This window comes from Schaalia dentiphila ATCC 17982 (assembly GCF_000154225.1).
Taxonomy (GTDB): domain Bacteria; phylum Actinomycetota; class Actinomycetes; order Actinomycetales; family Actinomycetaceae; genus Pauljensenia; species Pauljensenia dentiphila.
This window is the reverse complement of sequence record NZ_DS264586.1, coordinates 1,806,618-1,820,490: the sequence shown is the minus strand read 5'-3', so window position 1 is coordinate 1,820,490 and position 13,873 is coordinate 1,806,618. Positions and strand designations below refer to the sequence as shown.

Here is a 13,873-nt window from a genome sequence, read left to right as displayed (position 1 = left end):
CTGTGGATAACGAGCGAAGACGGCGTGTCTGTACCGAGCTGCCCCGGCCTCGTCGAAGATGAATCCAGTAGGCAACGTCTCATGCGCCTGGTTTCGGACATCTGTGCACTTGTGAGGTAAGATAGCCGGGCACTTGCCCTGTGCAGGTGACTTCGCGTGCCATTATCGCGACCCACGGGAAACCGCCAGGGGAGCGAGGCGCGGCGGCTTCGGTCCTTTCGGGGATGGTCGCCGGTCATGGCACCAGGGTGCGCAACGCGCATAGCTAACCGATAACCCGGGGGAAACCCCACTGATCACTCGCGACTTGCGGGGAAAGGACGAACCATGGCAGTCGTTACCATGCGTCAGCTCCTCGAGTCCGGTGTCCACTTCGGCCACCAGACTCGCCGTTGGAACCCGAAGATGAAGCGCTTCATCCTCACCGAGCGCAACGGCATCTACATCATTGACCTGCAGCAGACCATTGCTGACATCGACATCGCCTTCGACTTCGTGAAGCAGACCGTTGCCCACGGTGGCACTCTGCTCTTCGTTGGCACCAAGAAGCAGGCACAGGAAGCCGTGGCCGAGCAGGCCCAGCGCGTCGGCATGCCCTACGTGAACCACCGTTGGCTCGGCGGCATGCTCACCAACTTCTCGACCGTTGCCACCCGTCTGCAGCGCCTGAAGGAACTCGAGCAGATCGACTTCGACGATGTGGCCTCCTCCGGTCACACCAAGAAGGAACTGCTCATGATGCGCCGCGAGAAGGACAAGCTCTCGCGCACCCTGGGCGGCATCCGCGACATGACCAAGGTTCCCTCGGCCGTGTGGATCGTCGACCCCAAGAAGGAACACCTTGCGGTCTCCGAGGCTCGCAAGCTGCGCATCCCGATCGTCGCCATCCTCGACACCAACGCCGATCCGGACGAGGTCGACTACCGCATCCCCGGCAACGATGACGCCATCCGCGCCGTCGCGCTGCTGACCCGAGTGATCGCCGACGCCGTTGCCGAGGGCCTGATCGCTCGCTCCGACGTCCGCAAGGGCAAGGGCGAAGAAGCCGCCGCGGAGCCTCTGGCCGAGTGGGAGCGCGAGCTCCTCGAGGGCGAGGTTGCGGCCGACGAGGCCGCTGCCGCCGAAGAGGCCGCCGACGCCCCCAAGCAGGACTGAACTTTTAACTGAGAGGAATCATCCGATGGCGAATTTCACCGCTGCAGATGTGAAGGCGCTGCGTGAGCAGACCGGCGCCGGCATGATGGATGTCAAGAAGGCTCTGACCGAGGCCGACGGCGACGCCGAGAAGGCTCTCGAGATCATCCGCCTGAAGGGCCTGAAGTCCCTGTCCAAGCGCGAGGGCCGCCAGGCCTCCGCCGGCCTGCTGGCCGCGCAGACCGACGGCACCGTCGGCGTGCTGGTCGAGGTCAACTCCGAGACCGACTTCGTCGCCAAGAACCAGAAGTTCATCGACTTCTCCAACGAGGTTCTGGCCGCCGCCGTTGCCTCCAAGGCTGCCGACCTCGACGCGCTGCTCGCCGCCCCCATGGGTGAGGGCACCGTCAAGGACCGCCTGGATGCCTTCGCCGCCATCATCGGCGAGAAGCTGCAGGTTGGCCGCATCGTGCGCGTTGAGGGCGAGAACGTCGACCTCTACCTGCACCAGACCAACCCTGACCTGCCCCCGCAGGTTGGCGTGTTCGTCGTCACCGACGCCGCCGGCAAGTCCGTCGCCCACGACATCGCGATGCATGTTGCCGCTTACATGCCCGCCTACCTCGATCGCGATTCGGTTCCGGCCGACGTGCTCGACAAGGAGCGCGCTACCCTCGAGAAGATCACGCTTGAGGAAGGCAAGCCCGCCAACATCGTTCCTAAGATCGTTGAGGGCCGCCTGAACGCGTTCTACAAGGACAACTGCCTCGTTGACCAGGCCTTCGCGCGTGACCCCTCGAAGTCCGTCGCTCAGGTCCTCAAGGAGGCGGGCGCCACGGTCACCAACTTCGTGCGCGTGCACGTCGGTGCCTGATCTGGCCACGTCGTCAGCTTGCTGACAAATGGGAGCGGTCCCGCCGAACGGCGGGGCCGCTTCCCTTTTACCAGGTAGTATGGTTCTTAACCGTTCCGCCCTTCCGGGGCCGTTACAAAGGAGAAGCGTCATGTCGACGAACCGCCGCGTTTTGCTCAAGCTGTCCGGAGAAGCATTCGGGGGTGGATCGATCGGTTTGGACCCCAAGGTTGTCCGCAGCATTGCGGAGCAGGTCGCGACGGCTGTGCGTGAAGGTGTCCAGGTGGCGATCGTCGTCGGTGGTGGCAACTTCTTCCGTGGTGCACAGCTTGCTCGCGAGGGTCTTGAGCGCTCCCGCGCGGACTACATGGGCATGCTTGGCACCGTTATGAACGCTCTCGCACTCCAGGACTTTATCGACCAGTCCGGTGTCCCCGCCCGTGTGCAGACGGCCATCACGATGGCTCAAGTTGCCGAGCCCTACCTGCCGCTTCGAGCGATTCGTCACCTGGAGAAGGGGCGCGTCGTTGTCTTCGGCGCTGGCGCGGGCCTGCCGTACTTCTCGACGGACACGGTGTCCGCACAGCGTGCTCTGGAGATTCACTGCGACGAACTCCTCGTCGCCAAGAACGGCGTGGATGGCGTGTACGACGATGATCCGAACAAGAATCCCGACGCTCACCGCTTCGACACGCTGACCTATTCTGAGGCGCTGCGTCGCGATCTCAAGGTGATTGACGGTTCGGCGCTGGCCCTGTGCCGCGACAATGGACTGACGACGCGCATCTTTGGTATGGGTGGCGACGGTGCCGTGACCCGCGCGCTGATGGGCGATGAAATCGGTACCCTAGTGACGGCGTGATATAACCTTCACAGACCACTGACTTAAAGGAGCTCATAGTGATCGACGATATTCTCCTCGAGGCCGAGGAAAAGATGGACAAGGCCGTGGAAGCGGCCAGCCACGAGTTTTCGAACATTCGTACCGGGCGCGCGACGTCTGCGATGTTCGAGCAGCTTCTGGTGGACTACTACGGCGCTCCGACGCCGATGCAGCAGCTTGCTAGCTTCCAGATTCCCGAGGCTCGCACCGTCCTGATCTCTCCCTTCGATCGCACCGCGACCCAGGAGATCATCCGTACTCTGCGTGAGTCGGACCTTGGCGTGAACCCGACCGACGATGGCAACGTGGTGCGCGTCGTTCTGCCCGCCCTGACGGAGGAACGCCGTAAGGAGTACGTGAAGCAGGCCAAGAGCAAGGCTGAGGACGGTCGTGTGTCCGTGCGCGGCGTGCGTCGTAAGGCGAAGGATCAGCTCGACCGTCTGAAGAAGGACGGCGAGGCCTCCGAGGACGATGTCGAGCGCGCTGAAAAGCAGCTTGATGGCCTCACGAAGGCCCACACTGAGCAGATCGACAAGATGCTCGCGACGAAGGAAAGCGAACTGCTGACGATCTGATGGCGTCGACGGATCGTTCACTTCTTGCCCGAGTCTTCTCCCCGGGCCCCACTCGTGACAATCATCCCGCGGGTGGGGCAACGGGGAAGGCCGGGCGTAACCTTCCGCAGGCGATCACGACCGCAGTTGTCCTGATTGCTGCGGTCGCCATTCCTCTATTCACCTCGCTGCCCGCGTTTGTGGGCGTCATCGCCTTCGTGTGCCTGGTTGGAATCTGGGAACTCGCGGGTGCTTTCGCTCGCATGGGCATCACGCTGACGGTGACGCCCCTGTATGTCGGCGCTATCGGCATGGTGACCTGCGCGTGGTGGCTGGGCACAGAGGGCATGCTCTTCGCCCTGTACATCACGGTATTCGTCTGCGCGGCGTGGAGACTCCTGGACCGTCGTCAACAGTCGCGAATGAGCGACGTTGTGTCGTCAACGTTTGCCGCCGTCTACGTGCCGTTCCTGGCTTCGTTCGTTGTGCTCATGATGGCGGCGTGGCACAACGCCTGGGTGTTCGTCGTCTTTGAGCTCATGGTCATCGCCAACGACACCGGCGGCTGGGCTGCTGGCGTCATGTTCGGCAAGCACCCGATGGCTCCCGCACTGTCTCCCAAGAAATCCTGGGAAGGCTTCGCAGGTTCTGCCTTGACGGCTATCGCCGTCGGCGTGGTCGGGCTGTGGCTGCTGGGAGCTTCCTGGTGGTGGGGTGTCGTTGCGGGTATCTCCATCGCCTTTGTGGGTACGATGGGCGACCTGACCGAGTCTCTCATTAAGCGTGAGGCCGGCCTGAAAGACATGTCGCAGATCCTGCCGGGCCACGGTGGTGTTCTCGACCGAGTGGACGCGCTGCTCATGAGCGCGCCGGTTGCCTACTTCATTTTTGCGTGGGCGCTGCCGGGTATTTCTTGGGAGTCTAGCCATTGAGTCAATCGACGAAGGGGCCCCGTGGGGCGCAGGCGCGTACGCCGAACACCCTGGGGGTGTCGGATCTGCAGCGTCGCAGCCCGCGCCGTGAGGTTCGTCCGACCGATCAGCCGCCGGAGGGGGCGACTCACAAGGACGCTAAGCCGGTCCTGTCGTTCACCGCGAAGCGGCGTGGAAAGGCTCCGTCGCATCTCGCTGATCTGGATGCTGTAGCCCGCAAGCAGGTGCTGAAGGACCTGGGGTTGCCCGCTTTCCGCGCCGATCAGCTGTCGCGCCATTACTTCACGCATTTTCAGGCCGATCCTGCGAACATGAGCGATATCCCGGCTGGGATGCATGAAGCGGTCTCGGATGCCCTGTTGCCCAAGCTCGTGACGAAGGTTGTATCCCTAGAGGCTGACGGTGGGCGCACGATCAAGGATTTGTGGCGCCTGTACGACGGCGCGCAGGTCGAGTCTGTTCTCATGCGTTACCCCCAGCGAACGACGCTGTGCGTGTCGTCGCAGGCGGGCTGCGGCATGGCCTGTCCGTTCTGTGCGACGGGACAGATGGGCCTGACGCGTAACCTGTCGACAGCGGAGATCGTTGACCAGGTTCGCGAGGCCCAGGCGTCGTGCCGAGACGGCAAGCTCGCGGGTGGGCCGACGAAGCTGTCGAATGTTGTATTCATGGGCATGGGTGAGCCCCTCGCTAACTACAAGACGGTTGTCGCCGCGCTCCACCGTTTGATCGATCCGGCGCCGGAAGGCTTCGGTATGAGTGCCCGCAACATCACCGTGTCCACGGTCGGCTTGGTCCCCGCGATCAAGAAACTGGCGGGGGAGGGCATGCCGGTGACGCTCGCGGTCTCGCTCCATGCGCCCGACGACGATCTTCGTGACGAGCTGATCCCGATCAACTCGCGGTGGAAGGTCGGCGAGCTGCTCGATGCGGCGCGCGGGTACTTCCTCGCGACGGGTCGGCGCGTGTCGATCGAATACGCGCTCATCAAGGACATGAACGATCAGGAATGGCGCGCGCAGCTGCTGGCCGATGAACTCAATAAGCGCGGCCACGGCTGGGTGCATGTGAACCCCATCCCCTTGAATCCGACGCCCGGGTCCATCTGGACGGCATCGACGCGGGCTGCTCAGGAGGCGTTCGTCAAGCGCCTGCAGGACAACGGCATCGCGACGTCGATCCGCGATACGCGCGGCTCGGATATTGACGGCGCGTGCGGGCAGCTGGCGACGGTGGTCGCTGACGGTAAGCGCCCGGTCGGGGAGGTGCGCGCGTGATCAGGACAGATTTTTCCCGTAGTTTCCTGCGGATGGGCTACGACGTGAGCGAGGTCCTGACTTTTCTCGCGGACGTCGAACGCACACTGACTGGCGAGGAGATGGATCCTGAGAGGATCGTGACGGCTCAGAAGGCTCTGGATGTGGAGTTTTCTACGAAATTGCGCGGCTTCAATGACGAGGAGGTCGATGCAGAGATCGACCGTCTCATTGACATGCTGCGTCACGCCGAGCGCAGGCGAGTGGCGTGCCGTGCGAACAGTGTGGGCAGTGACGTTCACGCTGCGACGCTGCCAGCTACGGAGCCGACTACCGTTTCTTCTGAGTATGCTGATTTCGGCACGCCTGAGGCCGTCGAACAGATTCTTCGTTCCATGACACAGGAAAAGGAGCAGTCATGACTGAGTTTCCTAGGGTTGGTCTCTTCTCGAAGGGCTACGACTGCGCACAGGTTGATGCGTTCTTCGAAGACGCTCGCCGCGCCTATGAGGGCGGTGTTCCCCCGGAGCAGTTCAGCTCCGAGCAGGTGCGTCTGGCCACTTTTGAGCTGAAGAATCGCGGCTACAACATCGATGCCGTGGACGCTGCGATGAACCGCCTGGAGGCGGCTTTCGTGAAACGTGATCGCGCGGATTCGGTCGCAGCTGAGGGTGAGGCAGCGTGGTACGACAGGGTCGCCGACCGTGCGACGACCCTGTACCCGCGTCTGCAGCGCCCCCGCGGTGAGCGCTTCGCACACCCGACGTCGGGACGTGGCTACTCCTGCGAGGAAGTTGACGATCTGCTGGATCGCATCGCGGCGTACTTCGACGAGGCCGGGGAGCTGACCGCTGACGAGATTCGTCTGTCGACCTTCCGCCCCAAGCGCGGCAAGAAGGCCTACATGGAGGGCCCCGTGGACGCCTACCTCGGGCGTGCCGTCGAGATTCTGCTTGCGGTTGACTGATGCCCGTGTCGGTGGAAGAACACACGTCCACTATCCCCGTCGTCCTGCTTGGCTCGACGGGATCGATCGGTACCCAGGCACGTGAGGTCATCGAGGCGAACCGCGGGCGTTTCGACGTCCTTGGCCTCAGCGCCGGCGGTGCGTCGATCACCGAGCTTGCCGTGCAGATCGTCGCGTTGAATCCCGCGTACGTGGGCGTGGCTCGCGACGTTCGCGAGGAATTGTCGGCTGCTGTGGAGTCGATGGGTGGCACGTGCCCGGAGGTTTTCGTCGGCGAGAACGCGTCCGTCGAGGTTGTGTGCGCGTCCGTTGAGCGTGCGGCGCAGCTGTACCCGCGAGCAACGCCGGTGGTGCTCAACGGCATTACGGGCGGTGTGGGCCTGTCGTCGACGCTTGCCGCTTTGAAGTGCGGTGCGCGCCTGGCGCTGGCGAACAAGGAGTCGCTGGTCGTCGGTGGTGCGCTCGTGAAGAACGCCATGCGTTTCCCGGGGCAGATCGTCCCGGTGGATTCCGAGCATTCGGCAATCGCCCAGGTGTTGGCTTCGGGTGTGCATGAACGCGGTCTCACCTCTTCGTTGGTGTCTGGCCGCTCCGAGGTCGCAGATCTCGTGCTGACCGCGTCGGGTGGCCCCTTCCGTGGCCGCACGCGCGATCAGTTGCGTGGCGTGCGCGCCGAGCAAGCCTTGGCGCATCCGACGTGGCAGATGGGGCCCGTCGTCACGATCAACTCGTCGACCCTGATCAACAAGGGGTTGGAACTCATTGAGGCCCACCTGCTGTTCGACGTCGCGCCCGAGCACATCATCGCGACCGTGCACCCGCAGTCCATCGTGCATTCGATGGTGACGTGGTACGACGGTGCGACGACGCTCCAGGCCTCACCTCCGGATATGCGTCTGCCGATTGCGCTTGGGCTCACCTGGCCCGAGCGCCTCCAGGACGTCGAGAAGCCGCTGACCTGGGTCTCCGCATCGGAGTGGACCTTTGAGCCGGTGGATAACGAGACGTTCCCCGCGATCAACCTTGCTCGCTTCGCGGTCGCGGCCTCGGCGACGCATCCCGCGGTGCTCAACGCCGCGAACGAGGTGCTAGTTGACGCGTTTATCGCGGGGGAGGTGCCGTGGCTTGCGATCGTGGACACGGTGGCGAGCGTTGTGCATGAGCACGAGGGCGTCGCTGACCCCTCGTTGGATGACATCGTGGCCGCACAGCGCTGGGCTGATCAGCGTGCGCGCGAACTCGTTCGCGTCGGCCAGTGGAAGGATATGTGAGCGTGGGCTCAATCGTCGGTATTGTCGTTGTCGTTATCGGAATCTTGGCCTCGGTTGCCCTGCACGAGGTGGGGCATATGCTCCCCGCGAAGAAGTTTGGGGTGCTGGTCCCCGATTACGCGGTGGGTTTTGGTCCGGCCCTGTGGAAGAAGAAGATCGGCGACACAACCTATGCGCTGCGCGCGATTTTGCTTGGCGGTTACGTGAAGATCGTCGGCATGTACGCGCCGGCACGACCGGGTACTCGGCTCGTGGGTCGCGGCGGTAAGCCGACGCTCGCGCAGGAAGCTCGTGAGGCCTCGGCCGTGGAGATCCCTGAGGGCAAGGAACACCGCGCGTTCTACCGTCTGAGCGCCCCGAAGAAGATCGCGGTCATGCTTGGTGGCCCGCTCATGAATCTGCTGATCTGCATCGTCTTGTCGGCGGTGACGATGATCGGCATCGGTGCTCCCACGGCCTCGCGCACGATTGCGGACGTCCCGGCCACGATCATGAGCGCTTCCGGTGAGGTCGCTTCCCCCGCGTACGAGGCAGGGGTTCGCCCCGGGGACACGGTCGTCGCGTGGAATGGGCAGCCGGTTGCCACCTTCGCGGAGCTGCAGCACGCGGTTGGGGCCACCCAGGAGGGCGAGTCTGCCGTGCTGACGGTGGAGCGCGACGGCAGCACCGTGGACCTGAGTGTTTCTCCTGTGACGGGCGCTCAGGGGGCGCGCTTGGTGGGCGTGACGGCTGGATACGAGTACGTGTCGGCGTCGCCCGCCGATGTGGCAGCGGCGAACTGGCAGATGTTCACCGGGACGACGGCGGTCGTGACCCGCCTGCCTCAGGCTGTGTGGCAGGTCGGCCGCTCCGTGTTTACTGACGAAAAGCGCGACTCCTCGGGTGTCGTGTCCGTCGTGGGCGTGGGGCGCCTGGCCGGCGAGGTGACGGGTGATTCGCAGGCGCTGGGTCTGCGCGACACGCGTCAGGTTGTCGCCGTGCTGCTGAGCCTCTTGGCATCGCTCAACATGGCCCTTTTCGTCTTTAACCTGATCCCGTTGCCGCCGCTGGACGGCGGGCACATTCTCGGGGCGATCTATGAGGGTGTGCGCCGAACGGTGGCCCGCGTGCGTGGGGCGGAGGATCCCGGCCCGGCGGACACGGCTCGCCTCGTTCCCGTTACCTGGGTTGTCGGCGGCCTGCTGGTCGCGATGAGCGTCATTCTGATCGTTGCAGACATCGTGAAGCCGGTGTCGCTCGGCTGAGCGCAGGCAGGTTCACACATCTGCCCGAAAAGCGACTCTGACCACGCGTTCGTGGTCCGTGTGGGAAGGAAGGCCACTGTGCGCGATAATGACACGGTGAGTGAAATCAATCTTGGTATGCCCGAAGTCTCGGCATCGCCGTTCCCGCGCAAGCAGACGCGTCGCATCATGGTGGGTGACGTTCCCGTGGGCGGTGGCGCGCGGGTTTCCGTCCAGTCCATGACGACGACGAAGACGCACGACATCGGCGCGACCCTCCAGCAGATCGCCGAGCTGACGGCCGCCGGCTGCGACATCGTTCGCGTCGCCTGCCCGACGGATAAGGACGCGGACGCGCTGCCTATCATCGCGAGGCAGTCGCGTATCCCGGTGATCGCTGACATTCACTTCAAGCCGAAGTACGTCTTCCAGGCGATCGAGGCCGGCTGTGGTGCCGTGCGTGTGAATCCGGGTAACATCCGCAAGTTCGATGACCAGGTGAAGGACATCTGCAAGGCCGCCTCCGATCACGGCGTGTCGCTGCGCATCGGTGTGAACGCAGGATCGCTCGATCCTCGACTGCTGAAGAAGTACGGCCGTGCCACGCCCGAGGCCCTCGTCGAGTCCGCGATCTGGGAAGCCTCCCTGTTCGAGGAGAACGACTTCCACGACTTCAAGATCTCGGTCAAGCACCACGATGTGCTGACGATGATCCAGGCCTACCGCATGCTGTCCGAGGCGGGGGACTGGCCCCTGCACCTGGGCGTCACCGAGGCCGGTCCCGCCTTCCAGGGAACGATTAAGTCCGTGTCCGCTTTCTCGGTGCTTTTGGCCGAGGGGATCGGTGACACGATTCGCGTCTCGCTGTCCGCTCCTCCCGTTGAGGAGATTAAGGTGGGCACGAAGATGCTGGAGTTCATGGGTCTGCGCGAGAAGACTCTCGAGATCGTCTCGTGCCCGTCGTGTGGTCGCGCCCAGGTGGACGTGTGGACGCTCGCCGAGGACGTCACCGAGGGCCTGAAGGACCTGACGGTCCCGCTGCGCGTGGCCGTGATGGGCTGCGTCGTGAACGGTCCGGGCGAGGCTCGCGAGGCCGACCTGGGTGTCGCCTCCGGCAACGGCAAGGGACAGATCTTCATTCGTGGCGAGGTCGTCGAGACCGTGCCCGAGGACCAGATCGTCGAGACCCTCATTCGCCGTGCGAATGCCCTCGCGGAGGAACTGGGCCTGGAGCCCGGTTCCGGCAGCGTCGAGGTCGGCCCAATCACCGCCCCGGACGTCAAGCTCCCGGGCATCGATTTCTAAGTTGTTGATAAGGACTATCGGATGCGTATTCGCACTCTTGCCGCTCTGTCCCTCGTCGCCGGCGCATGCGCCGTTGCGGCCACCGGCTTTCCTCGGCGCATCGGCCTGACGGCTTCGCAGGCGGACGTGTCGCTCCCGGGAGATCTCATCCTGCCCGGTGCGAACGTCGTGGTTGATCGCGGCATCGCGATCGATGCGCCCGCGTCCGTCGTGTGGGATGTCCTCGGCCACGTGTTCGAGCCGGAGGATGAGTCCACGATCATTGACATTGAGGACGAGGACCACATTCTCATGCGCGTCGCGCCTCCGGCCGCCCCGGAAGGCGCCGAGGCCTCGGGCACGTGCGTCATCGCTCTGCTGCAGCTGTCTCCCTCGCGCACGCTCCTGCACATCCGTGAACGTCACGAGGCGCAGGGGCGTGACCGAGTGCTCGCGTGGGCGGGTGTCGCAGCCGAGTCGCTGTCCTCGTTGTCGATGCTGCGCGATCTGCGCGATGCGTGCGTAGGCGGGCTCGTTGATGCCTGATTAGTCTCGTTCCCGCCGTTTCGGTTGGACATTACTCCCCGTTGGTGTTGTAGTATCGGCCTGTACGCAACGCCAACGGGGATGTTGCATTGTCCGAAGGGGGACGCTGTGTCCAACTCTACTGCCGTCATCGCAATGGTGGGTCTCGTCATCGCATCCGTGTGGGCCTGGGCGTGGCTCGGTTTCGGCGCGAGCGCCCGACGTATGTCGGTGCGTCTGGAGATCGGTAGTGGAAGCGCGGCTGGTGAGATGTCGGCGCTCGTGTGGCCGCTCATGCCTTTCCTCTCCCTCTTGTGGTTCCTGACGGGGGACCTGATGGCCCGTGAGGCCTCGGGCTTTGCCACGGCAGGTCCCTGCCTGCTCATCGCTCTGGTTCTCGCTGCAATGGTCGGCGTCGCTGTGCGAGCCCTGTACCTGGGCGGGCTCCCCGCGTGGGCGTACCCGGGCTGGATGGCTCGCCGGTACTACGCGTCGCACCCGGGCGCCCGTGAGCGCGAGCTGGGTGCCCGCGCGGTCATCTGAGGGCTTCCCAACGCCTCGATGGGAGGCTCCACGGCTGTGCCGGTGGCCCCAGGGCCTTTGCGTGCCGTACTCTTGGAGCATGCTTCGAAATCTCTCGACTTTCTTCCTGCGAACCCTGCGTGAGGACCCGGCCGACGCCGAGGTCAATTCGCACAAGCTTCTGGTGCGTGCCGGCTACATTCGACGCTCCGCCCCCGGCATCTACACGTGGCTGCCCCTCGGCCTGCGCACGCTGCGCAAGATCGAGGACATCGTCCGCGAGGAGATGGATGCGATGGGCGCTCAGGAAGTGCACTTCCCGGGCCTGATCCCCGCCGAGCCCTACAAGGCGACGAACCGTTGGGAAGAGTACGGGCCGACGCTATTTAAGCTCAACGACCGTAAGGGCGGCGACTACCTGCTTGCCCCCACGCACGAGGAAATGTTCACCCTGCTGGTGAAGGACATGTACTCCTCGTACAAGGACCTGCCCGCCACGCTGTACCAGATTCAGACGAAGTACCGTGACGAGGCCCGCCCGCGTGCCGGTCTGATCCGCGGCCGCGAGTTCGTCATGAAGGACGCCTACTCCTTCGACATTGACGACGAGGGTCTGAACGCCTCCTACCAGGCTGAGCGCGATACCTACGAGCGCATCTTCCAGCGCCTGGGTCTGCGCTACGTCATCGTCTCCGCGATGAGCGGCGCGATGGGCGGCTCCCGCTCCGAGGAGTTCCTGCACCCCTCGCCGATCGGTGAGGACACCTTCGTGGCGTCCCCGGGTGGCTACGCCGCCAACGCCGAGGCCGTGACGACCCCCGTGCCTGAGGCTCAGGATGCGTCCGGCGTGCCCGCGCCCCTCGAGGTTCCGACCCCCGACGCTCCGACCATCGAGTCGCTCGTTGATCTGCTCAACGATCAGTATCCGCGCGAGGACCGTCCCTGGACCGCCGCCGACACGCTGAAGAACGTCGTCGTGACGCTGACGCACCCGGACGGCGAGCACGAGCTCCTCGTCGTGGGCGTGCCCGGCGACCGTGACGTTGACATGAAGCGTCTCGAGGCCTCCGTGGCTCCCGCCGAGGTCGAGATGGCGTCGGATTCCGACTTCGAGCCGCACCCCGAGCTGGTGCGCGGCTACATCGGCCCGACGGTTCTCGGACCGAACTCCCCGAAGCGCGTCGTGGACGAGGAGGGCAACGCCTCCGGTTCCGTGCGTTACCTGGTGGACCCGCGCGTCGTCGAGGGAACCGCCTGGGTGACGGGTGCAAACGCCGAGCAGCGTCACGTCCTGAATCTCGTGATGGGCCGCGACTTCGCCGCTGACGGTACGATCGAGGCCGCCGAGGTGCGCGAGGGCGACCTGGCTCCCGACGGCTCGGGCCCCCTCCACCTGGAGCGCGGCATCGAGATCGGTCATATCTTCCAGCTGGGCCGTAAGTACGCCAAGGCTCTCGGTTTGACTGTCCTCGACGAGAACGGCAAGACCCAGGTCGTCACCATGGGTTCGTACGGCATCGGCGTTACCCGCGTCATGGCAGCCCTGGCCGAGGCCAACTGCGATGACAAGGGTCTGAGCTGGCCCGCGCAGATCGCCCCCTTTGACGTGCATGTCCTGGCTACCGGCAAGGGTGACGAAGTCTTTGAGACCGCGCAGTCTCTGGGCGAGGAGCTCGACGCGGCCGGCCTGGATGTTCTCGTCGACGATCGCCGCAAGGTGAGTGCTGGCGTGAAGTTCAAGGACTACGAGCTCGTGGGCGTGCCCTTCGGCCTGGTTGTTGGACGTTCGCTGGCCGACGGCGACGTGGAGATCCGCGTGCGCGGCACCGGCGAGACCATCGTCGTACCCGTCGAGGAAGCCGTTGCGCGCCTGCGCGAGCTTCACGCTGCGGCCCTGAAGGGGGAATGACATGGCTATTCGTCCCATCCGTATCATCGGTGACCCGGTCCTGCGCACCGTCTGTGATCCCATCACGGAGATCACGCCGAATGTGAAGGCGCTCGTCGAGGATCTACTCGAGGGCGTCGACATGGACGGCCGCGCCGGCCTGGCCGCCAACCAGATTGGCGTCAGCCTGCGCGCGTTCTCCTGGAACATCGACGGCGAGATCGGCTACGTGTTGAACCCCCGCATCGTCGCTCTGAGCGACGATGAGTACCAGGACGGCGACGAGGGCTGCCTATCGGTTCCCGAGCTGTGGTACCCGACTGAACGTGCCTGGTACGCGCGCTGCGAGGGCACTGACCTGGACGGCAAGAAGGTCGTTGTCGAGGGCGAGGAGCTCATGGCGCGCTGCATCCAGCACGAGTGCGACCACCTGGACGGCCACATCTACATCGACCGCCTCGATCGGGCGACCCGCAAGAAGGCGCTGCGCGACATTCGCAACGCTGGCTTCTGAGCATCTGGCCTCGTCGAGGCGTGGACGTGCCGGGGAATGGAATGCATTCCCCGGCGCGTTCGACTAT

15 protein-coding genes are annotated in these 13,873 nt (G+C 64.5%); all 15 read left to right on the top strand.

The genetic code is table 11. From position 1 onward, the window contains the following. Positions 1–327: 327 nt before the first annotated feature. Positions 328–1,155 (top strand): 30S ribosomal protein S2, encoded by an 828-nt coding sequence (gene rpsB, locus ACTODO_RS07750; RefSeq protein WP_003792814.1) that lies wholly within the window; start codon positions 328–330, stop codon positions 1,153–1,155. Between the two features lie 25 nt (positions 1,156–1,180). Beyond that, positions 1,181–2,008, top strand: a complete 828-nt coding sequence (tsf, locus tag ACTODO_RS07745; protein ID WP_003792813.1) for a translation elongation factor Ts — start codon at positions 1,181–1,183, stop codon at positions 2,006–2,008. 130 nt (positions 2,009–2,138) lie between these two features. Then, complete coding sequence (gene pyrH, locus ACTODO_RS07740) at positions 2,139–2,849, top strand: UMP kinase (protein ID WP_003792812.1); 711 nt, start codon at positions 2,139–2,141, stop codon at positions 2,847–2,849. A gap of 38 nt (positions 2,850–2,887) precedes the next feature. Beyond that, positions 2,888–3,445: a ribosome recycling factor gene (gene frr, locus ACTODO_RS07735; RefSeq protein WP_003792810.1), complete on the top strand. Its 558-nt coding sequence runs from the start codon at positions 2,888–2,890 to the stop codon at positions 3,443–3,445. Then, the gene (locus tag ACTODO_RS07730; RefSeq protein ID WP_003792809.1) at positions 3,445–4,356 is read left to right on the top strand and encodes a phosphatidate cytidylyltransferase; all 912 of its coding nucleotides are present in this window, start codon (positions 3,445–3,447) and stop codon (positions 4,354–4,356) included. The genes frr and ACTODO_RS07730 overlap by 1 nt, the downstream gene beginning before the upstream one ends. A gap of 56 nt (positions 4,357–4,412) precedes the next feature. After that, positions 4,413–5,633 carry a dual-specificity RNA methyltransferase RlmN gene (gene rlmN / locus ACTODO_RS07725; RefSeq protein WP_003792808.1) on the top strand — a complete coding sequence of 407 codons (1,221 nt, stop codon included), beginning with the start codon at positions 4,413–4,415 and terminating at the stop codon, positions 5,631–5,633. After that, positions 5,630–6,034, top strand: a complete 405-nt coding sequence (locus ACTODO_RS07720; RefSeq protein ID WP_244262542.1) for a DivIVA domain-containing protein — start codon at positions 5,630–5,632, stop codon at positions 6,032–6,034. Before rlmN ends, ACTODO_RS07720 begins: the two co-directional genes overlap by 4 nt. Then, a complete protein-coding gene (locus tag ACTODO_RS07715; RefSeq protein WP_003792806.1) occupies positions 6,031–6,579 on the top strand; it encodes a DivIVA domain-containing protein in 549 nt (182 codons plus the stop codon). Before ACTODO_RS07720 ends, ACTODO_RS07715 begins: the two co-directional genes overlap by 4 nt. After that, entirely contained in the window at positions 6,579–7,850 is a 1,272-nt protein-coding gene (dxr, locus tag ACTODO_RS07710; protein ID WP_003792805.1) for a 1-deoxy-D-xylulose-5-phosphate reductoisomerase, read from the top strand. Before ACTODO_RS07715 ends, dxr begins: the two co-directional genes overlap by 1 nt. A 2-nt stretch (positions 7,851–7,852) precedes the next feature. After that, entirely contained in the window at positions 7,853–9,094 is a 1,242-nt protein-coding gene (locus tag ACTODO_RS07705; RefSeq protein WP_034512329.1) for a M50 family metallopeptidase, read from the top strand. Between the two features lie 117 nt (positions 9,095–9,211). After that, positions 9,212–10,378: a flavodoxin-dependent (E)-4-hydroxy-3-methylbut-2-enyl-diphosphate synthase gene (gene ispG / locus ACTODO_RS07700; protein ID WP_003792803.1), complete on the top strand. Its 1,167-nt coding sequence runs from the start codon at positions 9,212–9,214 to the stop codon at positions 10,376–10,378. 21 nt (positions 10,379–10,399) lie between these two features. After that, positions 10,400–10,903, top strand: a complete 504-nt coding sequence (locus tag ACTODO_RS07695; RefSeq protein WP_003792802.1) for a hypothetical protein — start codon at positions 10,400–10,402, stop codon at positions 10,901–10,903. Between the two features lie 81 nt (positions 10,904–10,984). Continuing rightward, positions 10,985–11,425 carry a hypothetical protein gene (locus tag ACTODO_RS07690; RefSeq protein WP_003792801.1) on the top strand — a complete coding sequence of 147 codons (441 nt, stop codon included), beginning with the start codon at positions 10,985–10,987 and terminating at the stop codon, positions 11,423–11,425. 79 nt (positions 11,426–11,504) lie between these two features. Further along, on the top strand, positions 11,505–13,313 hold the full coding sequence (locus ACTODO_RS07685; RefSeq protein WP_003792800.1) for a proline--tRNA ligase: 1,809 nt from the start codon (positions 11,505–11,507) through the stop codon (positions 13,311–13,313). Position 13,314: 1 nt separating this feature from the next. Continuing rightward, the gene (gene def / locus ACTODO_RS07680) at positions 13,315–13,806 is read left to right on the top strand and encodes a peptide deformylase (protein WP_003792799.1); all 492 of its coding nucleotides are present in this window, start codon (positions 13,315–13,317) and stop codon (positions 13,804–13,806) included. Positions 13,807–13,873 lie beyond the last annotated feature (67 nt).

Excerpts from the sequence above, each read along its gene's own strand:
- rpsB (WP_003792814.1), top strand. The coding sequence starts at position 328 with ATGGCAGTCGTTACCATGCGTCAGCTCCTCGAGTCCGGTGTCCACTTC.
- tsf (WP_003792813.1), top strand. The coding sequence starts at position 1,181 with ATGGCGAATTTCACCGCTGCAGATGTGAAGGCGCTGCGTGAGCAGACC.
- pyrH (WP_003792812.1), top strand. The coding sequence starts at position 2,139 with ATGTCGACGAACCGCCGCGTTTTGCTCAAGCTGTCCGGAGAAGCATTC.
- ACTODO_RS07730 (WP_003792809.1), top strand. The coding sequence starts at position 3,445 with ATGGCGTCGACGGATCGTTCACTTCTTGCCCGAGTCTTCTCCCCGGGC.
- ACTODO_RS07715 (WP_003792806.1), top strand. The coding sequence starts at position 6,031 with ATGACTGAGTTTCCTAGGGTTGGTCTCTTCTCGAAGGGCTACGACTGC.
- dxr (WP_003792805.1), top strand. The coding sequence starts at position 6,579 with ATGCCCGTGTCGGTGGAAGAACACACGTCCACTATCCCCGTCGTCCTG.
- ispG (WP_003792803.1), top strand. The coding sequence starts at position 9,212 with ATGCCCGAAGTCTCGGCATCGCCGTTCCCGCGCAAGCAGACGCGTCGC.
- ACTODO_RS07695 (WP_003792802.1), top strand. The coding sequence starts at position 10,400 with ATGCGTATTCGCACTCTTGCCGCTCTGTCCCTCGTCGCCGGCGCATGC.
- ACTODO_RS07690 (WP_003792801.1), top strand. The coding sequence starts at position 10,985 with ATGTTGCATTGTCCGAAGGGGGACGCTGTGTCCAACTCTACTGCCGTC.
- ACTODO_RS07685 (WP_003792800.1), top strand. The coding sequence starts at position 11,505 with ATGCTTCGAAATCTCTCGACTTTCTTCCTGCGAACCCTGCGTGAGGAC.
- def (WP_003792799.1), top strand. The coding sequence starts at position 13,315 with ATGGCTATTCGTCCCATCCGTATCATCGGTGACCCGGTCCTGCGCACC.